The 22,570-nt window shown below is 61.9% G+C and carries 20 protein-coding genes and 1 pseudogene; 8 read left to right on the top strand and 13 right to left on the bottom strand.

Going from position 1 to position 22,570, the window contains the following annotated elements; translation table 11 throughout:
• From KGA85_RS19570 to KGA85_RS19525, 10 genes are all read right to left on the bottom strand, one after another.
• The gene (locus KGA85_RS19570) at positions 1-1,137 is read right to left on the bottom strand and encodes a glycosyltransferase (RefSeq protein WP_223533771.1); all 1,137 of its coding nucleotides are present in this window, start codon (positions 1,135-1,137) and stop codon (positions 1-3) included.
• Complete coding sequence (locus KGA85_RS19565) at positions 1,130-2,098, bottom strand: glycosyltransferase (RefSeq protein WP_223460072.1); 969 nt, start codon at positions 2,096-2,098, stop codon at positions 1,130-1,132. The genes KGA85_RS19570 and KGA85_RS19565 overlap by 8 nt, the downstream gene beginning before the upstream one ends.
• Positions 2,095-3,462, bottom strand: coding sequence for an O-antigen ligase family protein (locus KGA85_RS19560; protein ID WP_223460071.1), 1,368 nt, complete (start codon positions 3,460-3,462; stop codon positions 2,095-2,097). Before KGA85_RS19560 ends, KGA85_RS19565 begins: the two co-directional genes overlap by 4 nt.
• Positions 3,459-4,553 carry a glycosyltransferase family 4 protein gene (locus tag KGA85_RS19555; protein WP_223533769.1) on the bottom strand — a complete coding sequence of 365 codons (1,095 nt, stop codon included), beginning with the start codon at positions 4,551-4,553 and terminating at the stop codon, positions 3,459-3,461. Before KGA85_RS19555 ends, KGA85_RS19560 begins: the two co-directional genes overlap by 4 nt.
• On the bottom strand, positions 4,550-6,142 hold the full coding sequence (locus tag KGA85_RS19550; RefSeq protein WP_223533768.1) for a GumC family protein: 1,593 nt from the start codon (positions 6,140-6,142) through the stop codon (positions 4,550-4,552). The genes KGA85_RS19555 and KGA85_RS19550 overlap by 4 nt, the downstream gene beginning before the upstream one ends.
• Positions 6,143-6,157: 15 nt before the next feature.
• Positions 6,158-7,189 (bottom strand): polysaccharide biosynthesis/export family protein, encoded by a 1,032-nt coding sequence (locus tag KGA85_RS19545; RefSeq protein WP_223460066.1) that lies wholly within the window; start codon positions 7,187-7,189, stop codon positions 6,158-6,160.
• 22 nt (positions 7,190-7,211) lie between these two features.
• A complete protein-coding gene (locus KGA85_RS19540) occupies positions 7,212-7,859 on the bottom strand; it encodes a CpsD/CapB family tyrosine-protein kinase (RefSeq protein ID WP_223460064.1) in 648 nt (215 codons plus the stop codon).
• On the bottom strand, positions 7,860-8,606 hold the full coding sequence (locus tag KGA85_RS19535) for a sugar transferase (protein ID WP_223460062.1): 747 nt from the start codon (positions 8,604-8,606) through the stop codon (positions 7,860-7,862). It lies immediately after the preceding gene.
• A 131-nt stretch (positions 8,607-8,737) separates the two neighbouring features.
• On the bottom strand, positions 8,738-10,090 hold the full coding sequence (locus KGA85_RS19530) for a UDP-glucose dehydrogenase family protein (protein ID WP_223460060.1): 1,353 nt from the start codon (positions 10,088-10,090) through the stop codon (positions 8,738-8,740).
• A 491-nt stretch (positions 10,091-10,581) separates the two neighbouring features.
• The gene (locus KGA85_RS19525) at positions 10,582-11,622 is read right to left on the bottom strand and encodes an AraC family transcriptional regulator (protein WP_223537909.1); all 1,041 of its coding nucleotides are present in this window, start codon (positions 11,620-11,622) and stop codon (positions 10,582-10,584) included.
• A 71-nt stretch (positions 11,623-11,693) separates the two neighbouring features.
• Between KGA85_RS19525 and KGA85_RS19520 the strand changes: the two genes are divergently transcribed.
• The gene (locus KGA85_RS19520; protein WP_223537905.1) at positions 11,694-12,608 is read left to right on the top strand and encodes a LysR family transcriptional regulator; all 915 of its coding nucleotides are present in this window, start codon (positions 11,694-11,696) and stop codon (positions 12,606-12,608) included.
• A 49-nt stretch (positions 12,609-12,657) separates the two neighbouring features.
• Here KGA85_RS19520 and KGA85_RS19515 read toward each other — a convergent pair whose 3' ends face one another.
• A complete protein-coding gene (locus tag KGA85_RS19515; RefSeq protein WP_223543319.1) occupies positions 12,658-13,578 on the bottom strand; it encodes a LysR family transcriptional regulator in 921 nt (306 codons plus the stop codon).
• 94 nt (positions 13,579-13,672) lie between these two features.
• On the opposite strand from KGA85_RS19515, the gene KGA85_RS19510 reads away from it, so the two are divergent.
• The 6 genes from KGA85_RS19510 to ycaC all read left to right on the top strand — a co-directional run bounded on the left by KGA85_RS19510 (position 13,673) and on the right by ycaC (position 19,539).
• Complete coding sequence (locus tag KGA85_RS19510) at positions 13,673-14,512, top strand: AraC family transcriptional regulator (protein WP_223543318.1); 840 nt, start codon at positions 13,673-13,675, stop codon at positions 14,510-14,512.
• Positions 14,513-15,372: 860 nt separating this feature from the next.
• Positions 15,373-15,732, top strand: a complete 360-nt coding sequence (locus tag KGA85_RS19505; protein ID WP_223537898.1) for a DUF6124 family protein — start codon at positions 15,373-15,375, stop codon at positions 15,730-15,732.
• 254 nt (positions 15,733-15,986) lie between these two features.
• Positions 15,987-16,403, top strand: a complete 417-nt coding sequence (locus KGA85_RS19500; RefSeq protein WP_223533765.1) for a DoxX family protein — start codon at positions 15,987-15,989, stop codon at positions 16,401-16,403.
• Positions 16,396-17,004, top strand: coding sequence for an antibiotic biosynthesis monooxygenase (locus tag KGA85_RS19495; protein ID WP_223533764.1), 609 nt, complete (start codon positions 16,396-16,398; stop codon positions 17,002-17,004). The genes KGA85_RS19500 and KGA85_RS19495 overlap by 8 nt, the downstream gene beginning before the upstream one ends.
• Positions 17,004-18,842, top strand: a complete 1,839-nt coding sequence (locus tag KGA85_RS19490) for an amidohydrolase (protein WP_223460046.1) — start codon at positions 17,004-17,006, stop codon at positions 18,840-18,842. Before KGA85_RS19495 ends, KGA85_RS19490 begins: the two co-directional genes overlap by 1 nt.
• 70 nt (positions 18,843-18,912) lie before the next feature.
• A complete protein-coding gene (ycaC, locus tag KGA85_RS19485) occupies positions 18,913-19,539 on the top strand; it encodes an isochorismate family cysteine hydrolase YcaC (RefSeq protein WP_007977200.1) in 627 nt (208 codons plus the stop codon).
• 125 nt (positions 19,540-19,664) lie between these two features.
• Here ycaC and KGA85_RS19480 read toward each other — a convergent pair whose 3' ends face one another.
• Positions 19,665-21,092, bottom strand: a complete 1,428-nt coding sequence (locus tag KGA85_RS19480; protein WP_223537895.1) for a mechanosensitive ion channel family protein — start codon at positions 21,090-21,092, stop codon at positions 19,665-19,667.
• A 145-nt stretch (positions 21,093-21,237) separates the two neighbouring features.
• Between KGA85_RS19480 and KGA85_RS19475 the strand changes: the two genes are divergently transcribed.
• A complete protein-coding gene (locus tag KGA85_RS19475) occupies positions 21,238-22,134 on the top strand; it encodes a LysR family transcriptional regulator (protein ID WP_223460042.1) in 897 nt (298 codons plus the stop codon).
• Positions 22,135-22,230: 96 nt separating this feature from the next.
• Here the strand turns inward: KGA85_RS19475 and KGA85_RS19470 are convergent.
• Positions 22,231-22,570 (bottom strand): annotated as a pseudogene (locus KGA85_RS19470) (hypothetical protein); the annotation flags it as partial.

Below are 22,570 nucleotides of genomic sequence, written 5' to 3'. Positions count from 1 at the left end.
TCATCGATTTTGCTCGGGGTTCCATTGGGCGTAACGCTGACCGCGCAGGAACTGCCACAGGCCGATGCTCATCCCGGCAAGGGTCACCAGGAGGAAGGCGGCGAGGCGAAAGGGTTTGGGCAAGCGGTGTTGCGAATCCAGCAGGCCGGCAATGGCCGCCGTGTAACCGAGCAGTTGAGCGATCAGGCTCAGGCGATAAAAACCGTGATCCTCCCACAGCCAGAAGTTGCTCAGCAGCAATGGCAGCAACAGGATCGGCGCCAGACGCCGGATCAGCTTGTGGCTGATCAACGCAATCGCATACAGGCCATGGGTCCGCGGATTAAGCAGCTCCCGGCGCTGGGCCAGGCTTTGCAAGCCACCCACCGTGACCCGCTGACGGCGACGGAATTGCTTGTCGGCTTCGTCCACACCCTGGTCGATTACCCGGGCCTGGGGCACGTAGACAATCCGCTTGAACGCCACCGGCGCGCAGGTGCTGATAAAGAAATCGTCGTTGACCTCCGCCGGCACGCTCTGGAACAACTCGCGGCGCAGGGCGAGCAATGCGCCATCGGCGGAGACCATGCAGCCGGTGCGATTTTCCACGTAGCGCAGCCAGCCTTCGTAATGCCGATACAGGCTGTCGCCCACGCTCAACCCCTTGCCGGTCACCGGGATCACCATATGCCCGGCGCAGCCACCGACCTGCGGGTCGTTGAGCGGCGCGAGCAAATGGCCGAGGGTGTCGGTGGACCATTGGTTGTCGGCGTCGGTGAACACCAGGATCGCGCCGCTGCTGATCGCGACCCCGGCATTGAGCGTCGCCGCCTTGCCCTGGCGGGGCAGGTCGAGCACGGTGATGCGCGGGTCATTGATCTTGTGTGCACAGGCCACGGTGTCGTCGGTCGAGCCGTCACTGGCGAGGATAATGTGCAGCGAGCGGGCCTGATAATCCTGGGCCAGCACAGTGCGCAGTTTTTCTTCGATATGCCGCGCTTCGTTGTGCGCGGCAATCACGATGCTTACGTCCATCGGTTGGGCCGGTCCGTGGCGCGGTGCCGGGTAAAACGGCGCCAGCAAGGTCAGCAACAGGGGGTAGCCGAGGTAGGCGTAAACCGGTAGCAACAGGCACAACCAGTAAATGAATTCAGCCACGGGCGGGCCTCCTGGCATTCCAATGACAAAGGCTGAGGATGAACCCGGCGCCCGCCAGGTGCAGGCGCACCCAGTGCAGGCCCCAGAGTTGCAGGGTCAGGAGCGGGTCGCGGTGCCTGGCACTCTGACGCAGGCTCAGTGCCAGGGCGGGCAGGACGGTCAGCAGCAGCATCAGCAACGAATGATGGGGGAAACCGTCGAACAGGGCGGAAATAGCCATGAAATCGATCACCCAGGCGGCAATCGACAGCAGCGGAAAGCGCAGCAACCGCAGGCTCGGGCCATGGGTGCGCAGCAGTTGCAGATGACTGCCCTGGCGCCACAGTTCCTTGCCCATCCACTCCCGCCAACTGCATTCGTAACCCCAATGCAGCGCCACGCTTTGGTTGACCGAGAGCAGCTTGGCACCGGCGTCGACCAGGCGCATGGTCAGTTCCTTGTCCTCGCCGGTGCGCAGTTGTTCATTGAAACCACCGACCTTGTCGAACCAGCGACGGCGCATCAGCAGGTTGCAAGTGGGCAGCCATTGCGCGACATGCAGCGGCTGCGTATCGGGGCGCAAGGTGCGGCGCTGCCAGGCGTCGGCGTACCACGGCGCTTCGGCCGGGGTGTGCAGGTCCAGGCCGATGACATCGGCCTGGCCGCCGGACTCGAGGTCGAACAACAGCTTGAGCCAGTTCTCGGGCATCTCGACGTCGGCATCGATAAAGGCCAGCCATTCACCACTGGCAATCGCCGCTCCGCGATTGCGTAATGCGCCGATGAGCAGGCCGGGCAGGACCAGAACCTGGGCGCCGAACTGCCGGGCAATGTCCGGGCCCTGGTCGTCGGAGCCGTTGTCGAGCACGATCAACTCGCATTCGACGTTGGCCGCCTCGGCGGCATGTCGTGCCGCGAGCAGGGTCCGGGCGATGTGCTGCTCCTCGTTGTACATTGGAATGATGATGCTGATGCAATTCATGCCTTGACCTCTTTCAGCGGGGCTTCTTCGGCTTTCGTGCGCAGCACGCCGGTCAACGCGAGCATGATCCACAGATACTTATGGTTCGGCGCGCTGAGGAACATCAGGAACAACGTCAACGACAGAAAGCTCATGCTCAGGTGGGTCATCAGATCGGCCTGATGCCCGTCTCCTCGCAACAGCCAGGCCCGGCGGGCGCGAATCAGGTTGTACAACCCCAGGGCCAGCATGCCGACGAACATCAGGCCGGCGGGAATCCCCAGTTCACTGAAGATTTCCAGGTAGGTGTTGTGGGCGCGGCGGTACAGGTCGTCGGTCTTGCCGCTGACGGAAAAGGTCTTGGCATAACCGGTGGTGGCGTAGTGCAGCGGGAACGTGCCGGGGCCGGTGCCGAGCAAGGGGTTCTCGGCGATCATGGCGCTGCCGACCACAATGTAGGAGGCGCGACGGCCCAGGGACGCGTCCTGACTCTTGGCCCCAGAGCTGAGGATGCTCAGCGACTGGATGCGCGCCACGTAACTTGCCGGCATCGCATAGAGCCCAAGCGTAATCACAATCGTCAGGCCGAGCATGGCAAAGCCCAGGTGGCGTGGACGAATATGTGGTAACTGCGCGCGATAGTGCCACGTGCCGATCAACAGGCTGAGGAGCAACACCACCAGCCCCGAACGGGATTCAGTCTTGGTCATGCCGGCCAGCAGCACGAGGGCACAGGCCCCCCAGAACAACCGGTGCAACCGGTTCGGGCTGCGGACCACCAGCAACAGCGCCATGGGCACGGCGAAGGCGATCATCAGGGCAAATTCGTTCGGGTCATTGAGCATGCCGGACGCACGGCCTTCGTCCTGGTATTTGGCAGAGAACATCGCCATGGCGCAGGTCATCGCGACACTGACGGCAACCAGTTTGGCGAACATGTCGAGGTTCAACTCACGTCCGACCAGCAGGGTGATGACAAACAGAATCAGGCCAACGCTCAATTCGCGCAGGTGGCCCAGGGAGAAGCCCATGTCGTCGGTGTTCAACAGGCTCAGCAGGTACAGCACCATGAACCCGACCAGGAAACGCCAGATATTGCTGCGCAGGCGCTCGGACGGCAGTTGGTGAATCGCCAGTTGCAGCATCAGGATCAGCGCCAGCGAAGCCCCGAGGAACTTGGAGCCCGACAGCGCGCTGTCCTTGAACAGCCCCTCGAAAGGCAGGATGGCGACAATCCCCAGCAGGCCCCAGGCAGGCTTGCGGTACAGCACCGCGACACCCACCAGGCCCAGCACCGCTCCCGGCGCCAGATACGGATAGGGGCTGGCCAGCAATCCGAGGCAGACCAGGCCGAGCAAACTGACGATCGAGAGCGGAACAATCACGCACGTGCCTCCCGTGCAGTGCGGATGTAAAGCTGCGACCAGCGTTCGGCCAGGGCCTTGAGGTCGTAGCGGTCCCGTTGCGTACGTTTTGCGTTGTCGATCAACTCGCCGGCCAGGGCCGGGTCACCCAGCAGCGCGCCGATCTGGCGGGCGAGGGCGGTGCTGTCGGTGGGCGCGGCGAGCAGGCCGTTGTGGCGGTCCTGCAAAACATCGGGAATCCCGCCGACGCCGAAGGCCACCACCGGCACCCCGGCCTGCATCGCTTCGAGCAGAATCATGGGCGTGCCTTCGGTGCGCGAACTGATCACCAGCGCATCGAGTTGTCGCCACCAGGTGCGCATGTCGGTCTGGTAACCCGGTAATGTGATGCGCGCCTGCAAGCCTGCCTCGTCGATCCGCGCCTGCAGGCTTTCGCGCTCCGGCCCGTCGCCGAGCATCACCGCGTCCAGTTGCGGGTACTGCTGACACAACGGGATCAGCGCATCGAGAAACAGGTCAGGGCCTTTTTCGCTGCTCAGGCGCCCGACGTAGCCAGCCAGCCAGCGTTGTCGCTCGCCACTGTGCGGCAGCAAGTCGTCGGCCTCCGGCAGGCCGTTGGGGATTACCTGCAACTTGTCCGTGCGCACATTGGCCTGACGGTGCAGCGCCGCAATGCTTTCGGCGACACACACCACCCGGTTCACCGAGGCTGTGCGGCACAATTGCAGGCTCAGCCAGGTGTAGAACTTCTGCTTGCGACTGCGCGGGGTGAAGCCGTGCTGGGTGATCACCAGTGGCAGGCGCAACAGCGTGGCGCCGAGCCAGCCGAACAACAGGCCCTTGAAGTTGTGCGTATTGATCAGTGGCCGCCGGTCCCGTCGCTGGCGCAAATGCCCAAGCAATGCGCCCAGGCCTGCACAGCCGAGGCAATCGACACCGGCCTGGCGAAATCGCGTGATCAGCTCTGGCGGCGCATCGAGAAACAGCACCTGGTGCTGCCCCGGCGTCGCCAGGCAATGATCCAGCAGCATCCGCTCGGCGCCATAGAAGCCGCCGCTGCTGAGCAAATGAATGATCGGCAGGTCGTGGGCGGTGCCGAGCGGCGCGTTCAATTGCGCACCCAATGCACGAGGGCCGGTACGCTCCAGTTCTTGTGCGGGTTGTTCGGCTGGGTGCTGTGATCATTGATCACCAGCAGCACCGGCAAGCCCAGTTCATGGGTGATTTGCGCAGGGTGCTTGAAGCGGTGGTCGAAGAATTCACGCACATAGACCAGGGCAATCGCCAGCAGCAAACCGGTGAACAGCCCGAACGGAATGATCAGCATCGGCTTGGGGAACGCCGCTTCGGTCGGTTCGAACGGCGGGCTGAGTATCCGTGCGTTGGACAGGTCGTTGTCCAGTGCGCGCGCGGTGCTGCTTTCAGCGAAGCGCTGGGCATAGGTGGCGAACGCCTTGTGCAGCGCGTTGATCTCGGTGTCCATCTGCCGCAGCTTGCTACGGGTTTCCTGCAATTGATGGATGCGATTCTTGAACTCGGCAATGCGCGCGTTTTTCTGGTCGATGACCGAGCTGATCGTCACCAGGTCGCTGGTGCGCTCCTGAATCCGGTTGCTGACGATCTTCAGGAATTGCCCACGGGCCCGGATGATTTGCTCGCGGGCCATTTGCATCGGATCACTGCCAGGCTGCAAGACCGCCAGGTCGTCCATGTAGCGGCTGACCAGGGTCGTCAGTCGCTCACCCAGTTGCTTGATCTCGCGGTCTTCGAACGCGACGCTGTCGACCGTGGTGGTGAAGGTGTAGGGGAAGGTGTAGTCGTTGAATCTGGCATTGTTGGCGGTCGCCAGGCTGGCTTTCAGGTAATCGAGCCAGCGCTGGCTTTGCAGCAGTCGGTCCTGATACAGGTTGAGTGCCTGCTCCTCGGTGTTGATCGCGTTGAGGCGGAATGTGATTTCTTCCTTGGGGTCGGACGAACCGATGCTTTCGAGCAAGGCCAGGCGATTGGCTTCCAGGCCATCGAGACGCACCTGGTACTGCAATTTCTTGGTCTCGTAGAAACTCTGCGGCAGGTCGATCGATTGCATTTCCTGGCGGGTGACCAGGTAGTTTTGCAGCAGGGCAGTGACGAATCGGGTGCCCTGGGCCGGGTCAGGGAAGTGGTAGACGATCGAGATCACGTTGGAGCCCGGCAAGGTTTCAACCTTGAGGGCAGCGGACGCTTGTTGCGTGAGGGCATCGAGCAGGGTGTCGCGTACCGGATCGGTCTGCAGCCCGAGCAGGCTGCGAACCGGGTTGATCACGTGTTCGCGAACGGGATTGATCACAAACCGTTTGAGCGGCTGCACCAGCAGTTTGTTGAAGGCGCTCACGGGCTGCGTGTACTCACCCTTTTCGCGCAACTCGCTGATGGTCTGGCGGATCAAGGCCGGCGAACGCAGGATATTGCTCTCGGTCTCCATGTCGGCCAGCGACGGCGGGATGAAGGAAGCGTTTTCCTGAGTGAGGGTGCTGGTGGCATCCCCCTGGGAGATTTTCTTGGACTGCACGATCACCTGGGCGGTGATATCGAAACTCTGCTTGAGCAACAGCGGCAAGACCACGGCGATCACGGCAAAGATCAGGAAGACTCGCTTCACCAGCTGCTTGTTGGCGAAGAAGATCCTGAAGAACTCATGCAGGTAGTTTTCCTTTGGATTCATGTGGGTACCTGAGAGTTAGTTGCTGCTGTCGTCTTTGTTGTCGACGCGGTAGCTGAAGCTGAGGCCCATGCCCTGGAACAACACGACGTCCGCCAGTTGCCGCGCGAGCTCACCGGCGCTGGCCAGTTTGGTCTTGGGCACGTACAGCATGTCGTCCGCTTGCAGGTAGGCGATCTGGGTGGCGTCGCCGGACAAGGCTTTTTCCACGTCGTAACGATGCGCGACCACTTGGTTGCCGTTGCGCCGCATGATCATCACCGAGTCCAGGCGTGCCTTGGCGTTGGAACCGCGGGCCATGGTCAGGGCTTCGAGCACCGACACCGGGCGGCGGATCGGGTAGGAGCCCGGCTGGCCGACTTCACCCAGTACATAGATTTCGTTGCCGGCGGTGGACTTGAGCAGCACGTCCACGGTCATGCGCCCCGGCAGGGTGGCATAGCGTTTGTTGAGGTAGGCCTCCAGTTGGTTGACGGTCATGCCTTGCAGCGGCACGGCACCGATTTCCGGGAAGCTGGCGTAGCCGTCGGTGCCCACGGTGATTTCCCGGCTCATGCCGGTGGCGGGGTGGTTGAGCACGGACTTGAGGTTCCATTCATTGGCCAGCGGGTTCACCACCATCACTGACAGCTGATTGCGGTTGGGCTGGAACAGCTGTTTGCGATCGTAGGCGCGCTGAATCGCGTCCCGTGCTTCATCGCGGGTCAGGCCCTCGATTTTCACCGTGGTGTGGGCCCCCGGCAGTTCGATGGTGCCATCGGGCAGCACCAACTGGTTGCCGTTGAACTGGCTGGCGGCGGTGAAGTTCAGCGCGATCGTGTCCCCGGACTGCACGCGATAGGCGGCCGAGCCACTAGTGCTGATGTGGAAGATCACGTCTAGCACATCCTGTGGGCGCAGGGTCTGCTCGACCTTGGGCACGTCAGTGGCCTGGGCGTTGGCCGGTGGGGCCGTGAGGATTTGCACCGGCATGCTTTGTGATTCGTCGGAGGAAGTGCTGGAGCAACCTGCAAGGGGTAGCAACAGCAGGACAAGCATCTTGGCGTTCATGGCGTCATCCTTGTCTGACTGCTCACAGGTTTTTGTACAGCCATTCGGGCATGTAGTACTTGCGTCGGTTGAACACGCTGCCGACCAGCTTCGCTCCCGCCTGGCTCAAGCGCTGGGCCGCGGCCTGGGCCACTTCCCAGCGAGTGTCTTCCGCGCGCACGACCAGGACCACGCCGTCCACCTGGGTGCTGATGACCAGGGTGTCGGAGGCCGAATACACCGCGTCGCCGTCGATCACCACGAAGCGGTAGCGGATGCCGAGTTGATCGAGCAGCGGGCTCAGGAGTTCGGGTGTCAGGTGTTCATTGCCACGGAAGTATCGGCCGAATGGCAGAACGTGAAAGGGCAGGCTGGAGACGTCCACCACGCAGTCCTGCAACAAGGGCGGGCTCTGGGTGTTGAACATCAAGTCGCGAAACCCCCGTTCCTTGCTCAGCCCCAACTGTTGCGTAAGGTTGGTCGCCGACTGGCTGGCATCCACCAGCAGCACCAGGCCGCTGCTCATCTTCGCCAGTTGACTGGCCAGCGCCAGGGCGCTGGTGGTGGTGCCCGCGCCGGGGTTGGCGGCGGTCAGTAAAAGGATCCGCAGGTTCTGGTCGAGTACGGTTGATGTCAGGTTGGACTCGCTCGGGCTGGCAATGCTGAGGCTTTTAGCCGTTGAACCGTCCATTTAACTTGCTCCGTGGCCGCTGAAAACTTTGAACGGGGTTTTCAACAGAATCTTCAAATCAAGCAGCAGGCTCTGCTGGGCGATGTAGGTGAGGTCCAATTCAACGCGCTGGTCGAAGTCGATATTGCTGCGCCCGGAGATTTGCCACAGGCCGGTCATGCCGGGGTAGATGCTCAGGCGCGCGAGGTGCTTGTCCTTGTAGCGGTAGGCGTTGAACGAAGTCGGCCTGGGGCCTACCAGGCGCATGTCGCCGGTCACCACGTTGAACAGGTTCGGCAGCTCGTCGAGACTGGTGCGCCGCAGGAAACTGCCGATACCGGTGATGCGCGGATCCTTGTCGATCTTGAAATCGATGGCGTCGGCGCCGTGCTTGTTCAGGTGCCGCAGGGACTCCTTGAGCTCCTCGGCGTTGACGACCATGGTGCGGAATTTGTACATGCCGAACATGCGGCCGCGGTAGCCGGTGCGTTTCTGCACGAACATCACCGGCCCCGGGCTGGTGAATTTGACGGCCAGCGCCAGCCCCAGCAGCACCGGGGAAATCAGCACCAGGACCAGCAGCGCGCCGAAGCAGGCCAGGACGCGGTTGGTGCGCGACAGGGTCCACGGCCGGCCACCTTCGCGACCGGTTATCCAGCCACAACCCTGCATGTGGATGGCGGCATCCATGCGCTTGCGTTGCTCGGGGTCCAGGCGCTTGTCCCTGCGCATATTGCTAAGTGGCACACTTTTTTCGTGTTCAGACATAAATTCCCCGCAGAGTTCAGCCGTGTGCGGCATGGGCGACGCAGTCAGTAGTCAGTGCGGAACCAGGCAACGAAGCGCCCCAGTCCCTCATCGGGCACCCATAAAACCGGTCGCTCCGGTGACGAGAGTGTTCATGGATGGACGGCCTCGGGCACGATGTGGCGCAAGCCAATGCCGCTGTAGTGGAGGCCGGCGGCCGCCACCTGTTCCGGGCTGTAGAGATTGCGCCCGTCCACGATCACCCGATTACGCAGTTTGCTCGCCAGCCTGTCGAAGTCGACCACGCGGAAGTTCTTCCACTCGGTGCAGATCACCAGGGCATCGGCGTCTTCGAGTGTGTCATCGCGGGTGGCGCACAGATGCAGGTCGTCGCGGTAACCGTAAATGCGCCGGCATTCGGACATGGCTTCCGGGTCGTAGGCATGCACGCTCGCACCTTCGGCCCAGAGTGCCTCCATCAGGTAACGGCTCGGTGCTTCGCGCATGTCATCGGTGTTGGGTTTGAACGCCAGGCCCCACACGGCGATGGACTTGCCGGCCAGTCCACCGGGAAATTGCGCCTTGAGTTTGCTGAACAGGATATGCCGCTGGTGGTCGTTGACGTCGGTCACGCTACGCAGCAATTTCAGGGGCATTCCGGCGTGTTCGGCGGTGTGCAACAGGGCGCGCAGGTCCTTGGGGAAGCAGGAACCGCCGAAGCCGCAGCCGGGGTAGATGAAGTGGTAACCGATGCGCGGGTCCGAACCGATGCCTTTGCGCACCGCCTCGATGTCCGCGCCCAACAATTCGGTGAGGTTGGCCAGTTCGTTCATGAAACTGATGCGCGTGGCCAGCATCGCGTTCGCCGCGTACTTGGTCAGCTCGGCGCTGCGGTTGTCCATGAACATCAATTTGTCGTGGTTGCGGCAGAACGGCGCGTAGAGCTCGCTCATCTGGCTGCGGGCTTCATCGTCACCGGTGCCGACGATGATCCGGTCCGGGCGCATGCAATCGGCCAGGGCACTGCCTTCCTTGAGAAACTCCGGGTTGGACACCACCCGTACCTTCAGCGAACCTTTGCCGCGGCGCTGCAACTCTTCAAAGGCGGTGGCACTGACCTGGTCCGCCGTGCCGACCGGCACCGTGGACTTGATGATGAGGGTGCGGTCGGCCTCCATGAAGCCGGCAATCTGCCGAGCCACGTTCAGCACATGGCTGAGGTCGGCCGAACCGTCTTCGTCGGCGGGCGTACCGACGGCGATGAAGATCAGCTCGGCGTGCTCTACCGCATCGCTGGCCTGGGTGGTGAAGAGCAGGCGACCGGCCTTGATGTTTTCTTCAAGGGTGCCGGAAAGCCCCGGCTCACTGATCGGAGGCACGGCCTGTTGCAGTTGCCGGATCTTGTTCGGATCGATGTCGACACACAGGACGCGATGTCCGACATCGGCCAGCGCAACTGCTTGTATCAGGCCAACATAGCCCGTACCAAATACGCTCACGTCCATATTAGCGTGCCTCGTAAAACGGTGGAGAGTTGCGAAATAAGACTGTCAAAAGGGGTATAGACCAGCCTAGGCAAACCGTGTAAGCAAACCGGCATGTAAAAGAGGCGAGATACCCCCAAATGTGGGGGCTATTGCCATCAAAGTCGCACCACTATTGGGTTTCCCCTCCGACTTTGGCTGTTTGGCGAAAATCTCAAGAAAGTGACAAGCGGTCGTAAGCCTTGAAGTACAAGGGTTGTAGCTGCTTGATTGTGTCAGGTTTGAGTCGCCGAATTAATGACAATTTTTAACAGAATCCGACAGTTCTTACGCAAAGATGGCGCAATGCTAGTGTTAAAAATGTCCGACAACCTATGGGTCCAGTGCCTGTCGAGTCATAGCAAATTCAATGATGCCGTCTTTGTCAGCCAGCCGCCTGTGAGCGGCAACGGGCGTCAATTCAATGTGCTGGTTGCTCAGGATGACGATCACCTGGCCGCTGGTGTGGTTTTTTATCGACCTTGCCGGGTTCGCCAGGAGCCCGGCGCGCACCCCAGCCACCGCAGGCAAGCACGGTTGAAGCTTTGCACATCGCTGTAGCCCAGGCGGTCGGAAATCTCCACCAGCTCCAGGTCTGTCCCCTGCAAAAAGTCTTCGGCCCGGTAGCGGCGGTATTCGTCGAGCAATTCTGAAAAGCTCCAGCCCAACACCTTCAAGCGTCGGGCGGCGGTGCGCTCGAGCAAATGCTGGGTGGTGCAGAACTGCTGCCAGTTGGCCTCGGCGAGGTCGCCGATCAAATGGTCGCAGACTTGCTCCAGCAAGGTCGGTTCGCTGTTGCGTCGGGTCTGCTCCAGCAACTCGACCAGCGTGTGTTCCAGTTCATGATTGCCCGGCGTCAACGGGATGACGAACAGCTGTGGATCGAGGCGGATCGAGTGCTGCGCCTGCCCCCATTGCACCGGTGCGCGGAAGGCTTGTTGATGTTCCTGCGGATTGGCCGTGCAGACACCGGCCAGCCCGACGCCCAGAACCGGATCACGCTCCAGGCCGCTGGCGAGGAATTTGCGCCGCAACATGCTGCACAGGCTGATGAGGATGTAATCGGTGGTTGCCGCGCTGGTTTTCACGCTGCCGCGGTCGAGCAGGTGCAATTCGACGCTGTCGTCGCCGCGCACGATCTGTGCCTGGAAGTGCCCGTTGAAAAACGGAAAGAAGCGCACGAAGTACTGGCAGGCGCTGTCCAGTGAGTCGGCCACGTCGAACAGGTACGTCAGGCCATTGGTGGCGGTGGAAACGAAACGCCGACCGGCCGCCAAGCCGATCAGCGGATCGCCGCTCTGCTCCAGGGCAAACGCCCAGAAGCGCCGCGACATGAACAGCGGAATGCGCATGAATGGCGTGCGCAACTCGAACAGGCTGCGACGAAACAGGCCCTCGATACTGTCCCGGTCCACGCCACGGGCCAGCAATTCTTCGATGGCCGGCAGCAGGGTCGGTGCGTAGAACGCATTGGGTATTGATCGATCGTGCAGTGGCTGATCGCTTTTTGTCATGTAGGGCTCACAGCTTGTTCCGGAACACTGGTTAGGCTGCCCGACGTTAAGCGATTTGCCGGAGCAAGACCATGCTTGATTTACGCCAGCTCGATTTGAACCTGTTGCTCGCCTTCGATGCGATTTACCAGCAGCGCAGCGTCACCCGTGCGGCCGAGGTGATGTGTCTGTCGCAACCGGCCATGAGCAATGCGTTGCGTCGCCTGCGCGAACTGTGCGGCGACCCGCTGTTCATCAAGAGTCGCCTGGGGGTGACGCCGACACTGGTCGCCCATCGTCTGGCCGACTACGTGCGTGCCGCGCTCGAGTCGTTGCGCGATGGCTTGCGCATGATTCCCGCCGCACGGCAGAACAATCCGCTGCTGCGCATCAGTTGTCTGGATTGCCTGCAACCGGTGCTGCTCGATGCCTTGCTCGAATCGCCCCACGCCGATTGGCAGGTACGTTATTTCCAGCCCCGGCGCCGCGACGCCTTGCAGGACCTGGCCAGCGGCAAGCTGGATATCCTGATCGACCTCGACCAGCCGCTGGCCGGGCTTGCCGGCCTGCACAAACAGGCATTGCCCGCCGACCATTACGTGTTCGCCTATGGCGCCGCACTCAAGGAACCGCCGCGCACCCTGCAGGATTATCTGCAGCAGCCACAGATTCAGGTATCCAGCCGCCGTGACGGGCTCAGCCCGGTGGACTTGCAGCTTGGCTTGAAAGGCCTGCGCCGCAATGTGGCGATGAGCACCCAAAGCACCCTGGCCGCAAAGCTCATCGCCGACCGCCAGCCGTTCGGCATCAGTCTGCCAAGCCGGGTCGCCAGTGTGCTGGGCTTGCAACAGGTGCCGCTGCCCCTGGACGAACCGGTGGAATTGAAACTGGCGCTGTACATCGAGTCGCGCTATCGCTTCGAGCGCAGTCGCGAGGAGGCGATGCACTGCCTGCTGCGTGCCCTTGGTGAGCCCCGGGCATTGCAGGCGCTGGCGCGGCGTGCGTGATTTCGAGGTGACATCAAACCCTGTGGGGGCGTGCGTAGTTCAGATGCACCTAATTCGACGCCAGCAAGCGCCGGTCGACCGTCAGCACCGCATCGACCATCGCCAGCGCGGCCGGTGTCAGGGAATGGCCGGCGCGGCTGACGATGCCGTAGTGCAATTGCAGGCCGGGGTCCTCCTTGGGGACATCGGTAAATTCCAGCAGCCGGATCAGACCCTGGTCGACCAGTTCGGCCAAGGCCTCCACAGTGGCGATGCCCACCGCGTCGGAGCGCATCACCACGCGGCGGATGGCATCGAATTGCGCGCATTCCACGCTCGGGTTGAAGTCCGCCTCGCCCTGTACGTCGGCGAGGATCTTGCGGATCATCGGCGGTATTCGCGTGCCGACCACCGCGTAGTCGAGCAAGGCGCGCAGGGACAGGTTCTGCTGCTGCACCAAGGGATGACCGATACGGCAAAAGAACCGACCACGTCGAGGGCGCAGCAGTTGCACCTGATATTGCGGGTCACCGGTGAAGTACCGCGCGTCGGCCACGAGGAATTCGATCTGCTGTTCGCGAAGCCAGACCGCCAGTTGCTCCCAGTCGCCCTGGTGGAAGCTGATGCGGATCGCCGGATGAGCCTGGATGAATTCCGCCAGCGCCTCGGGTACCAGCACCTGGGCCGGGTACGGGCCGCAACCGAAGTGCAACTCGCCACCGGTCAGGCCGTTGTATTGCGTCAGTTCGTTGTGCAGGGCCTGGCTGCCGGCGAGCAGGCGCCGGGCGTGTTGCAGCACCAGTTCACCCTGGCCAGTCAGGCGGAATTCGCGGCTGCTGCGTTCTACCAGCGCGCAGTCGAGGTCGCGCTCCAGGGTCTGGATGCTGCGACTGAAGGCGGGCTGGCTGAGGTTGATCGCCTCGGCGGCACGGCCGAAGTTGCGGTAATCGGCCAGGGCGACAAGGTGGCGGAGTTGTCGTAGGTCCATCATGCGTCTCCTGCATTCTGCGGATACTTTTAATGCATTGGATCGATAGCATAGAGGCTGGCATAAGTACACGCCTGTCTTCTCGCCGTAACGTGCCATGACCCGTCAACTGTTCATTTCCAGCGCCTTCACCCGCACCATTCTCAGCCATGCCCGGCAGTCCGGCCTGTGTCAGGACCAACTGTTGCAACGGGCCGGCATCTGCCTGTCGTTGCTCGAAGGGCAGGACCTGCATGTGCCCGCGCACCTGGTTGAACGCCTGTGGAGTGAATGTGAACGTGCGGGCGCGGGGGGGGCGTTTGGCTGCGAACTGGTCAACGGCATGGCGACCACCACATTGCGGGGGTTGAACATTCTGCTGGACTCCGCCGCGACCCTGCGCGCGAGCCTGGCGTGTTTCACTGATTTCCTGCCACGGGTGACCAACTACGTAGTGGCGGAACTGGAGGAGGGTGACGGGCAGGCCCGCTTGCATTTGCGCAGTGTTGACCGGCAGCCGCATTTTTTCGGCCTCGATGCGGCGACCCTGACGTTGGTGCGTAACATTGCCCGGCGTTTGGGGCGAGCGCCGGCGCAGGTGTTTGTCGCGGTCCACTTGACTCCGCAACAGGCTGCCGGGCAGTGGTTGCGTAGCGTGGGTATCGAGGTGCTGGAGGGGGCACATCCGTGTTTGAGCCTGTCAGCGGCTAGTCTCGATGAGCCTTTGCTCGGGGCCAATGGGTTTTTGCATCAGAGCATGTTGCGGCACTGGCAGACTGCGGCGGCGCAGCATACCCGCAGTGACAGCCTGGAGTTGGCGCGGCACTGGTTGACGGCGGGGGATCAGCCGATTGAGCGGATTGCCGAGCGATTGGGGTATCGGCAGCCGAGTAATTTTATTCGGGCGTTTCGTAAGCAGTTCGGGATTACTCCGAAGCAGTTTCGTCTGGGGTTGTAGGGTGTGTACATATCCGTTGCTGCGGTAACGGCGGCTTATGGTTTCGCCCTTACGGCGACTTCCTTTTTTACAAGCGCCTAAAAAAGGAAGCGAAAAAACGCTCGCCCCGAACGTACGGCCCCTCGCTAAGGCTCGGGGTTCCTTCGCTCCGGCATTCATCCGAGGGCATCGCCTCCGGTCGGCTTCGCTCGACCTCCTCTCGATGTGTTCGGCTGCGCCGAACGGCGCTGCGCGCCCACCCCCGGATGAACGCCTCCACTCAGCCTTCCGAGGGGGCGGGTGGATCAAGATCAAAAGCTGCAGGCGAGCTAACGCTCGGCCTGATGAGTGGTGAGGAGCGACGCGGTGGTGTGGGCTGCTCTGCTTTTGCTTTTCTGTAGGAGCGACGGTGCGGCGATCCGACCTGCTCGCGATAGCGGCGTAGCAGTCAACACCAATGCCGGATGTGATGCCGCCTTCGCGAGCAGGCTCGCTCTCACAGGGAATATGCAGTGTTCTGACAGCCCTGTTTAAAAGCCGTCAGCCACTATTCCTGAAAGCCACACCGCCTTGCGTCGTTGCCTACAACTACGCCAGAATCCGCCGGCTTGTGAGTCTTGTACCCGGTCTTTATCGTTTCCCTGTCGCTGCAAATTCAGCGGCCGGGTTTAGCGACCCGACCAGGTATAAGCGCAACAAGGCTCCAGTCTCTATTGCACATATTCGTGTGTTTGCAATTTTCGACATGGTGGCTGTGCGCGGGAGGCCTTCGGGTCTGCCGGGTCTTATACCTCCCGGTTCGCTAACCTGCGTACAGCTGCCACCCTTACTTGTTTAGCGACGGGTTTTGGTGGTTTCACCAGGTATAAAGGAGCTCCGCCATGTTCAAACCAACCCCGAATCCCCCGCAATCCGACGACGTTTCCCCCTACGATTCGCTCGACTCCAGAAAGCTCCACGAAGCCGCCGACCGCGCACTGGATCACTACCTAAACCCCGCAAAAGATCCGGCTCCATCGCACAAACCCAGCACGATGTTTGTCATCGACCCCGACATCAATACCGAAACTCTATTGGCCCACGCCTGCGAATCCCTGGCCTCGGCCAGCATCATGGCCAGTGACCTTGCGGGATTTCTGCAAAGCCCTCATCGCAACGCGCTGCTGGGGATTGCGCAGATCATCATGCTCGGTGAGCTGGCGGTGAATCGCGCGCTGGATAATCTCGACCCGCAGGAATAACCCGGTAGAAACAACAACAAATAAACCTGTGGGAGCTTGCTCGCGATTGCGGTGGGTCAGTCAACATCCATGCTGAATGTGATGCCGCCATCGCGAGCAAGCTCGCTCCCACAGGGATCTGTGTCGATGGGCAGTTCTCAGTCCACACCGCAAACAGAGCACGTACATTCAATTTTTCCTCCCCCCGTCCCGTCACTATCGAACCCGGTCCCGGCGCATCGACGCCGGTGGTTTTTCATTTGTGCGGGTGGGCCATGGACGCTTCGCGACGCGATGATCGGGCGCAAGACTGGGGGCTGCTGTTCCTGCGGGTCAGCGGCGGGTTGTTCCTGTTGTGGGTGCACGGTTTGCCCAAGCTGCTTCACTACAGTACCGAGCTGCAAAACATCGAAGACCCTTTCCACCTGGGCGCGAACCTGACGCTGGTGCTGGCGATTTTCGCCGAGGTCGTGTGTCCGCTGCTGATCGTCGCCGGGTTGCTGGCGCGTCTGGCGTGTTTGCCTATTCTGTTTTTGCTGTGGGTGTCGATGTTGGTCGTGCATCCGCAGTGGACCCTCTTCGAAGGCCAGTTCGGCTGGCTGTTGTTGATCCTGTTCACCAGCATTTTTATCGCCGGGCCGGGACGGCTGGCGCTCAATGTCCGTTTCGCCGGAGCCTTGCGTTATGTCTGAACTCAATCGCCGTGAGCCGGCCAGTCCGGGGCCTGATGAGGTGGTGACCCTGATCGTCAAGCACCGGGTCAAGGCCGGTTTTGAAGTGCCTTATGAAGCCTGGCTGCGCAACATCGTCAAGGTGGCCGCGCAGAACGTCGGGCATTTGGGCGTGGATGTGGTGCGCGGCAAGCACGCCGGCCTCGACACCTACACCAGTGTGCTGCGCTTTTGCTCGACCGAGGCGATGCAGCGCTGGCTCGATTCACCGCAACGCCAGGAACTGGTCAACGAAGCCGCGCCGATGCTGGCCGATGGCGACCAGACCGAAGTCAATCCGGTCAACGAGTTCTGGTTCTCACCCCAGGCCGAGGCAGGTACGCCACCGCCGCGCTGGAAGCAGGCCGTGGTGACGCTGCTGGTGATCCTGCCGCACACCTTGCTGGTGCCGCTGCTCTGGGGGCCGCTGCTTCAGCTCAATGCATTTCTCTCCAACTACGTGGTTGCCACGTTCCTGATCACTCTGACCATCGTGCTGTCGGTGGTTTACCTGTTCATGCCCATGGCGACGCGCCTGTTCGCGCCCTGGCTGTCTCCCTCCACATTGCATGAGGAACCGTGATGAACGCCGATCTGATTCTGTTCAATGGTCAATTTCATACCGTTGACCGCGAAAAACCGCTCGCCAGCGCCGTGGCGATCAGCGACGGTCGTTTTGTCGTGGTGGGCAGCGATGCCCAGGCCATGGCCCTGCGTGGCTCGAACACCCAGGTGATCGACCTCAAGGGTCGCTGCGTGATTCCCGGGCTCAACGACTCGCACTTGCACCTGATCCGTGGCGGCCTGAACTACAACCTCGAACTGCGTTGGGAAGGCGTGCCGTCACTGGCCGACGCCTTGCGCATGCTTAAGGATCAGGCTGATCGCACGCCAACGCCACAGTGGGTGCGGGTGGTCGGTGGCTGGAACGAATTCCAGTTCGCCGAAAAGCGCATGCCGACCCTGGCGGAGCTCAACCAGGCCGCGCCAGACACGCCGGTGTTCGTGCTGCACCTGTACGACCGCGCCTTGCTCAACCGTGCCGCGTTGCGCGTCGCCGGTTACACCCGCGACACGCCGAACCCGCCGGGTGGCGAGATCGTGCGTGACGCCAATGGCGAGCCGACCGGCATGCTGGTGGCGCGGCCCAACGCGATGATTCTGTACTCGACCCTGGCCAAGGGGCCGAAGCTGCCGCTGGAGTATCAGGTCAACTCGACCCGGCAGTTCATGCGCGAACTCAATCGCCTGGGCCTGACCAGTGCCATCGATGCCGGCGGCGGTTTCCAGAATTACCCGGACGATTACCAGGTGATCGAACAGTTGGCGAAGGACGAGCAACTGACCGTGCGCATCGCCTACAACCTGTTCACCCAGAAGCCCAAGGAAGAGTTGACCGACTTCAAGAACTGGACCGGCAGCGTGAAGCTGCACCAGGGCGACGATTACCTGCGGCACAACGGCGCCGGGGAAATGCTGGTGTTCTCGGCGGCGGACTTCGAAGACTTCCTCGAACCGCGTCCGGACCTGCCGCAAACCATGGAAGCCGAACTGGAACCGGTGGTGCGCCACCTCGTCGAGCAACGCTGGCCGTTCCGTTTGCACGCCACCTACAACGAATCCATCAGTCGCATGCTCGACGTGTTCGAGAAGGTCAACCGCGACATTCCGTTCAACGGCTTGCCGTGGTTTTTCGACCACGCCGAAACCATCACCCCGCAGAACATCGAACGGGTGAGGGCGCTGAGTGGCGGCATTGCGATTCAGGATCGCATGGCATTCCAGGGCGAGTATTTCGTCGAGCGTTACGGCGCCAAAGCGGCCGAAGCCACGCCACCGATCAAACGCATGCTAGCCGAAGGTGTGCCGGTCGGCGCCGGTACCGACGCGACGCGGGTGTCGAGCTACAACCCATGGACCTCGCTGTACTGGATGGTCAGCGGCCGCACCGTCGGTGGTATGGAATTGCACGCCGAAGGCCTTTCACGCCTGACGGCGCTGGAACTGTTCACCCACGGCAGCGCCTGGTTCTCGTCGGAGCAAGGCAAGAAGGGCCAGATCAAGGTCGGGCAATTGGCCGACGTCGCGGCCCTCAGCGCGGATTTCTTCAGCGTCGATGAAGAGGCGATCAAGTGGATCGAGTCGGTGTTGACCGTGGTCGGCGGCAAGGTGGTGTACGGCGCCGGTGACTTCGAGAAACTCGGGCCGGCCAGCGTACCGGTTCTGCCGGACTGGTCGCCGGTGGTGAAGGTGTCGGGCCACTGGCGCCCGACGTCGCCGATGCAGGCCCAGGTTCACCATTGCAGCGGCCCGTGTGCGGTGCATTCCCACAGTCATGAACGAGCGCGCCTGTCGAACGCTCCGGTCAGCGATTTCGCCGGTTTCTGGGGCGCCTTTGGCTGCTCGTGTTTTGCCTTCTGACCCATTCAAAAAAAGCGCCGGCCCAACAGGTCGGCGCTGACTGCGACAACCATCCATCAAGGAGCTTCCAATGAGCAACGTTCCGTACAAACGCCTGAACAAAGACGATGCCGTGGTATTGCTGGTCGACCACCAGACCGGTCTGATCTCGCTGGTACAGGATTTCTCGCCCAACGAGTTCAAGAACAACGTGCTGGCGCTGGGCGACATCGCCAAGTTCTTCAAACTGCCGACCATCCTCACCACCAGCTTCGACAGCGGTCCGAACGGCCCGATCGTGCCGGAGCTCAAGGCGCAGTTCCCGGACGCGCCGTTCATTGCCCGCCCGGGCCAGATCAACGCCTGGGACAACGAAGACTTCGTCAAGGCGATCAAGGCCACCGGTCGCAAGCAACTGATCATCGCCGGTGTGGTGACCGACGTGTGCGTGGCGTTCCCGACCCTGTCGGCCATTGCCGAGGGCTTTGAGGTGTTTGTGGTGACCGACGCTTCCGGCACCTTCAACACCACCGTGCAACAAGCTGCCTGGGCGCGCATGTCGGCTGCCGGTGCGCACCTGTTGAACTGGTTCTCCGTGGCCTGCGAGCTGCAAGGCGACTGGCGCAACGACATGGAAGGCCTGGCCAACCTGCTGTCCGAGCGCCTGCCGAACTATCGCAACCTGATCAACAGCTACATGAAGTTCACGGCCAAGTAAGACCTGATCACATAACCTGTAGGAGCGGGCTTGCCCGCGAAGGCGTCATGACAGTCAGCATTGATGTTGCCTGAACCACCGCCTTCGCGAGCAGGCTCGCTCCCACAGTTTTTGCGCAGTCCATTTCAGCGGTTCTGCAACCAACTCAAAAACCCACCTTTCCTGACCGCCACCGGTTTGGCCATCAACGCCATCCGGCTGTTCTGCTGGCGCACCGCCTGCAGCTTGTTCAATGCCCGGTCGACTTCCCGTCGTTGCTCCATGCAACTGCGGGTCAGGGATTTGTCGAGGCGGTAGATGATGCTTGAGGTCATGGCGGTGAACCGTGCCTGGGACGGGGTGTCGGCGAGGATGCTTTGTTCGCCCATGACTTCGCTCGGCCCCATGCGCCCGGCTTCGATCTGCGTGCTGCCATCGGGGACGGTGGCGCTGACCACGCCGGTGGCGATGACGAACAGGCTGTCCGGTACTTCTTCCAGATCCAGCACCACCTCACCGGCCGCGTATTGCTGCGCCACCATGTTCTGAGCCAGGCGATCACGTTCCTCGGTGCTCAGGGAACGGAAGATCTTCACTTCATCGAGTAAGGCCCGTGCGCGGGTCGACGGCTCGATCACGCCATCGGGTTGCCGGGAAATGCCGGCCGCTTCGAGGTGCCGATGGGCCAGGTCGAACAGTTGATTGCGCACTTCACCCTTTTTGCCCAATTCGGCGATGAAGCCGCTGGCCACGTATTCGGACATGGTTTCGCCGGCCTCCTTGAGCACGGCTTTCGGCGCCGGATCGAGCAGCAAACTGCTGCTGCCCTGAAGGGTGCGGTCCAGGGCATCGAGCACCCGACGCGGACGGATGTGGTTGGGCACCTGAATGCTGATCGACACGCCGTGCATGTTGGTCGGGCGGCTGAGGTTGACGATTTTCGCCTTGGCCGCCACCGAGTTCGGAACCACCGCCGTGCTGCCGGCGCTGGTCAGCAGGTGGGTGGCACGCCAGTCGATGTCCAGCACCTTGCCTTCGACACCGTCGATGGAGACCCAGTCATCGACCTGGTACGGCTTGGTGGTGTTGAGCACGATGCCGGAGAACACGTCGCTCAAGGTGCTCTGCAATGCCAGGCCCACCACGATGGCGACGACGCCGGAGGTCGCCAGCAAACCTTTCACCGGCAGCTCCAGCACGTAGCCGGCGGCGGCCACCACGGCAATCAGGAACACCAGTGCGCCGATGACATCCTGCAACAGCCGGCCGCTGTGGCCGATGCGCCGCATCAGGACCAGGCCGATCACTTCGGTGAGCACCCGCGCGGCGTACAGCCACCAGAGAATCCCCAGTGCCGTGGCCCCCAGTTGCGCCACGCGATCATCGGCAAACAATGGCGCCTGCAACGGGCTGACGCCGGCGTTGATGAGCACTGCGCTGAACAGCACAAACAGCGCCAGACGCATACCGACCCGGCTGACGCGATGCTTGTATGGCGCGAGGTGCCAGAGCAGGGCGTCGATGGCCAGCAGCAGGGTACCCAGGGAAAGCAAATGATCAAGGAGCAAGGACATGGGGAAACTCCATTTAAATATTTGCGGCAAACAGATCGCAGCTCCTTCGGGGAAGGTGATTTCAGCGCAGTGAACGAAGATTAATGGTGTGCCTGGAAGGGAAAAAGCGGCTATAAAGTGTTTGACTGTCAACCGGGAAGTGACAATGAACCCCTTCGAAGATATGCGTATTTTTTGCCAGGTCATGGACTCCGGCAGCTTCACGGCGGCCGCCGATCAACTGGGGCTGTCCAAGCAGTTTGTCAGCCGCCGCTTGATGCAGCTCGAAGAGCGCCTGGGCGTGCGCTTGCTCAATCGCTCGACCCGGCGACTGGATGTCACACCGCTGGGGCAGAGCTATTACGAGTCAGCCTTGCGCCTGCTCAGCGAAGTCGAACAAGTGGAGCAGGGCATCGCCGGCCAGACCACCGAACCACGGGGGACCATTCGTGTGAGTGCACCGCTGTCGTTCGCACTGGCGCATCTGGGCTGCCTGTTGCCGGTGTTTTTGCAGCGCTATCGCGACGTGACGGTGGAGATGGATTTGAGCGATCGTCCGGTGGATTTGCTTGGTGAGGGCTACGACCTGGCGCTGCGCATCGGCACGCTCGAGGACTCGACGCTGATTGCCCGGCGGATTGCCTCCATTGAGCGGGTGTATTGCGCAAGCCCCGCGTACTTGACCGAACGCAGCACACCGCTCAAGCCTGAAGATTTGCACGGTCACGACTGCCTGCCGTACGGCCATGGTCGACAGGTGCAATGGCGTTTTGCGGGGCAGGGCAAGCCATTGAGCGTCAATGTCAGCGGGCGGATGCGGGTCAACAACGGTGAATTGCTCAAGGACGCGGCGATCGCCGGGCTGGGGATCACGTATTTGCCGACGTTCATTGTCGGCTCGGCGTTGAAGGATGGACGGCTGGTGGAGGTGCTGGAGGGTTTCCGCCCCGAGCCGCTGACGTTGTCGGCGGTCTATCCGCAACACCGGCAGAGTTCGCGGCCGGTGCAGGCGCTGGTTGAGTTCTTGCGCGAGGAACTGGATCAGTCTGAGGGTGGGTTGTAAGGATATGGTTCACACAATCTATTGTGGGAGCGAGCAAGTCGGATCGCCGCACCGCCGCTCCCACAGGGTTTTGTGTTGTATGGGAATCAGCGCGGATCAGGTCCTTTTGTCATCGCCGGGTTCGGCATGGGCGCCACGGTCATCACCGGGCTCGCCATTGGCATGGACGCCACGGTCATCGCCGGGCTCGCCATTGGCATGGACACCACGGTCATCGCCGGGCTCGCCATTGGCATGGACGCCACGGTCATCGCCGGGTTCGCCATTGGCATGGACGCCACGATCATCCCCGGGTTCATCATGGGTGCCGCTGCGTCCTGAGGACGAGGCCGTTCCGGAGTGACTCGAACCGCTGTTGGCACTGCCATGGCCGCTGTTGCTGCCATGGTCGCCGCTATGGCCGCTGCCGCTGTTTCCACCACTGCCGCTTCCACCG

Source organism: Pseudomonas sp. GL-B-12 (genome assembly GCF_019955895.1).
Taxonomy (GTDB): Bacteria; Pseudomonadota; Gammaproteobacteria; order Pseudomonadales; family Pseudomonadaceae; genus Aquipseudomonas.
Note: the sequence above shows the minus strand (reverse complement) of the source record. Positions and strands in the feature narration are given on the sequence as shown.

Bases quoted from the DNA above. Each gene is read 5' to 3' on its own strand.
- KGA85_RS19475 (WP_223460042.1), top strand. From the start codon at position 21,238: ATGAACCCCTTCGAAGATATGCGTATTTTTTGCCAGGTCATGGACTCC.
- KGA85_RS19550 (WP_223533768.1), bottom strand. From the start codon at position 6,142: ATGAATCCAAAGGAAAACTACCTGCATGAGTTCTTCAGGATCTTCTTC.
- KGA85_RS19500 (WP_223533765.1), top strand. From the start codon at position 15,987: ATGGACGCTTCGCGACGCGATGATCGGGCGCAAGACTGGGGGCTGCTG.
- KGA85_RS19515 (WP_223543319.1), bottom strand. From the start codon at position 13,578: ATGATGGACCTACGACAACTCCGCCACCTTGTCGCCCTGGCCGATTAC.
- KGA85_RS19520 (WP_223537905.1), top strand. From the start codon at position 11,694: ATGCTTGATTTACGCCAGCTCGATTTGAACCTGTTGCTCGCCTTCGAT.
- KGA85_RS19530 (WP_223460060.1), bottom strand. From the start codon at position 10,090: ATGGACGTGAGCGTATTTGGTACGGGCTATGTTGGCCTGATACAAGCA.
- KGA85_RS19495 (WP_223533764.1), top strand. From the start codon at position 16,396: ATGTCTGAACTCAATCGCCGTGAGCCGGCCAGTCCGGGGCCTGATGAG.
- KGA85_RS19535 (WP_223460062.1), bottom strand. From the start codon at position 8,606: ATGTCTGAACACGAAAAAAGTGTGCCACTTAGCAATATGCGCAGGGAC.
- KGA85_RS19540 (WP_223460064.1), bottom strand. From the start codon at position 7,859: ATGGACGGTTCAACGGCTAAAAGCCTCAGCATTGCCAGCCCGAGCGAG.
- KGA85_RS19480 (WP_223537895.1), bottom strand. From the start codon at position 21,092: ATGTCCTTGCTCCTTGATCATTTGCTTTCCCTGGGTACCCTGCTGCTG.
- KGA85_RS19565 (WP_223460072.1), bottom strand. From the start codon at position 2,098: ATGAATTGCATCAGCATCATCATTCCAATGTACAACGAGGAGCAGCAC.
- KGA85_RS19525 (WP_223537909.1), bottom strand. From the start codon at position 11,622: ATGACAAAAAGCGATCAGCCACTGCACGATCGATCAATACCCAATGCG.
- ycaC (WP_007977200.1), top strand. From the start codon at position 18,913: ATGAGCAACGTTCCGTACAAACGCCTGAACAAAGACGATGCCGTGGTA.
- KGA85_RS19505 (WP_223537898.1), top strand. From the start codon at position 15,373: ATGTTCAAACCAACCCCGAATCCCCCGCAATCCGACGACGTTTCCCCC.
- KGA85_RS19490 (WP_223460046.1), top strand. From the start codon at position 17,004: ATGAACGCCGATCTGATTCTGTTCAATGGTCAATTTCATACCGTTGAC.
- KGA85_RS19545 (WP_223460066.1), bottom strand. From the start codon at position 7,189: ATGAACGCCAAGATGCTTGTCCTGCTGTTGCTACCCCTTGCAGGTTGC.
- KGA85_RS19510 (WP_223543318.1), top strand. From the start codon at position 13,673: ATGACCCGTCAACTGTTCATTTCCAGCGCCTTCACCCGCACCATTCTC.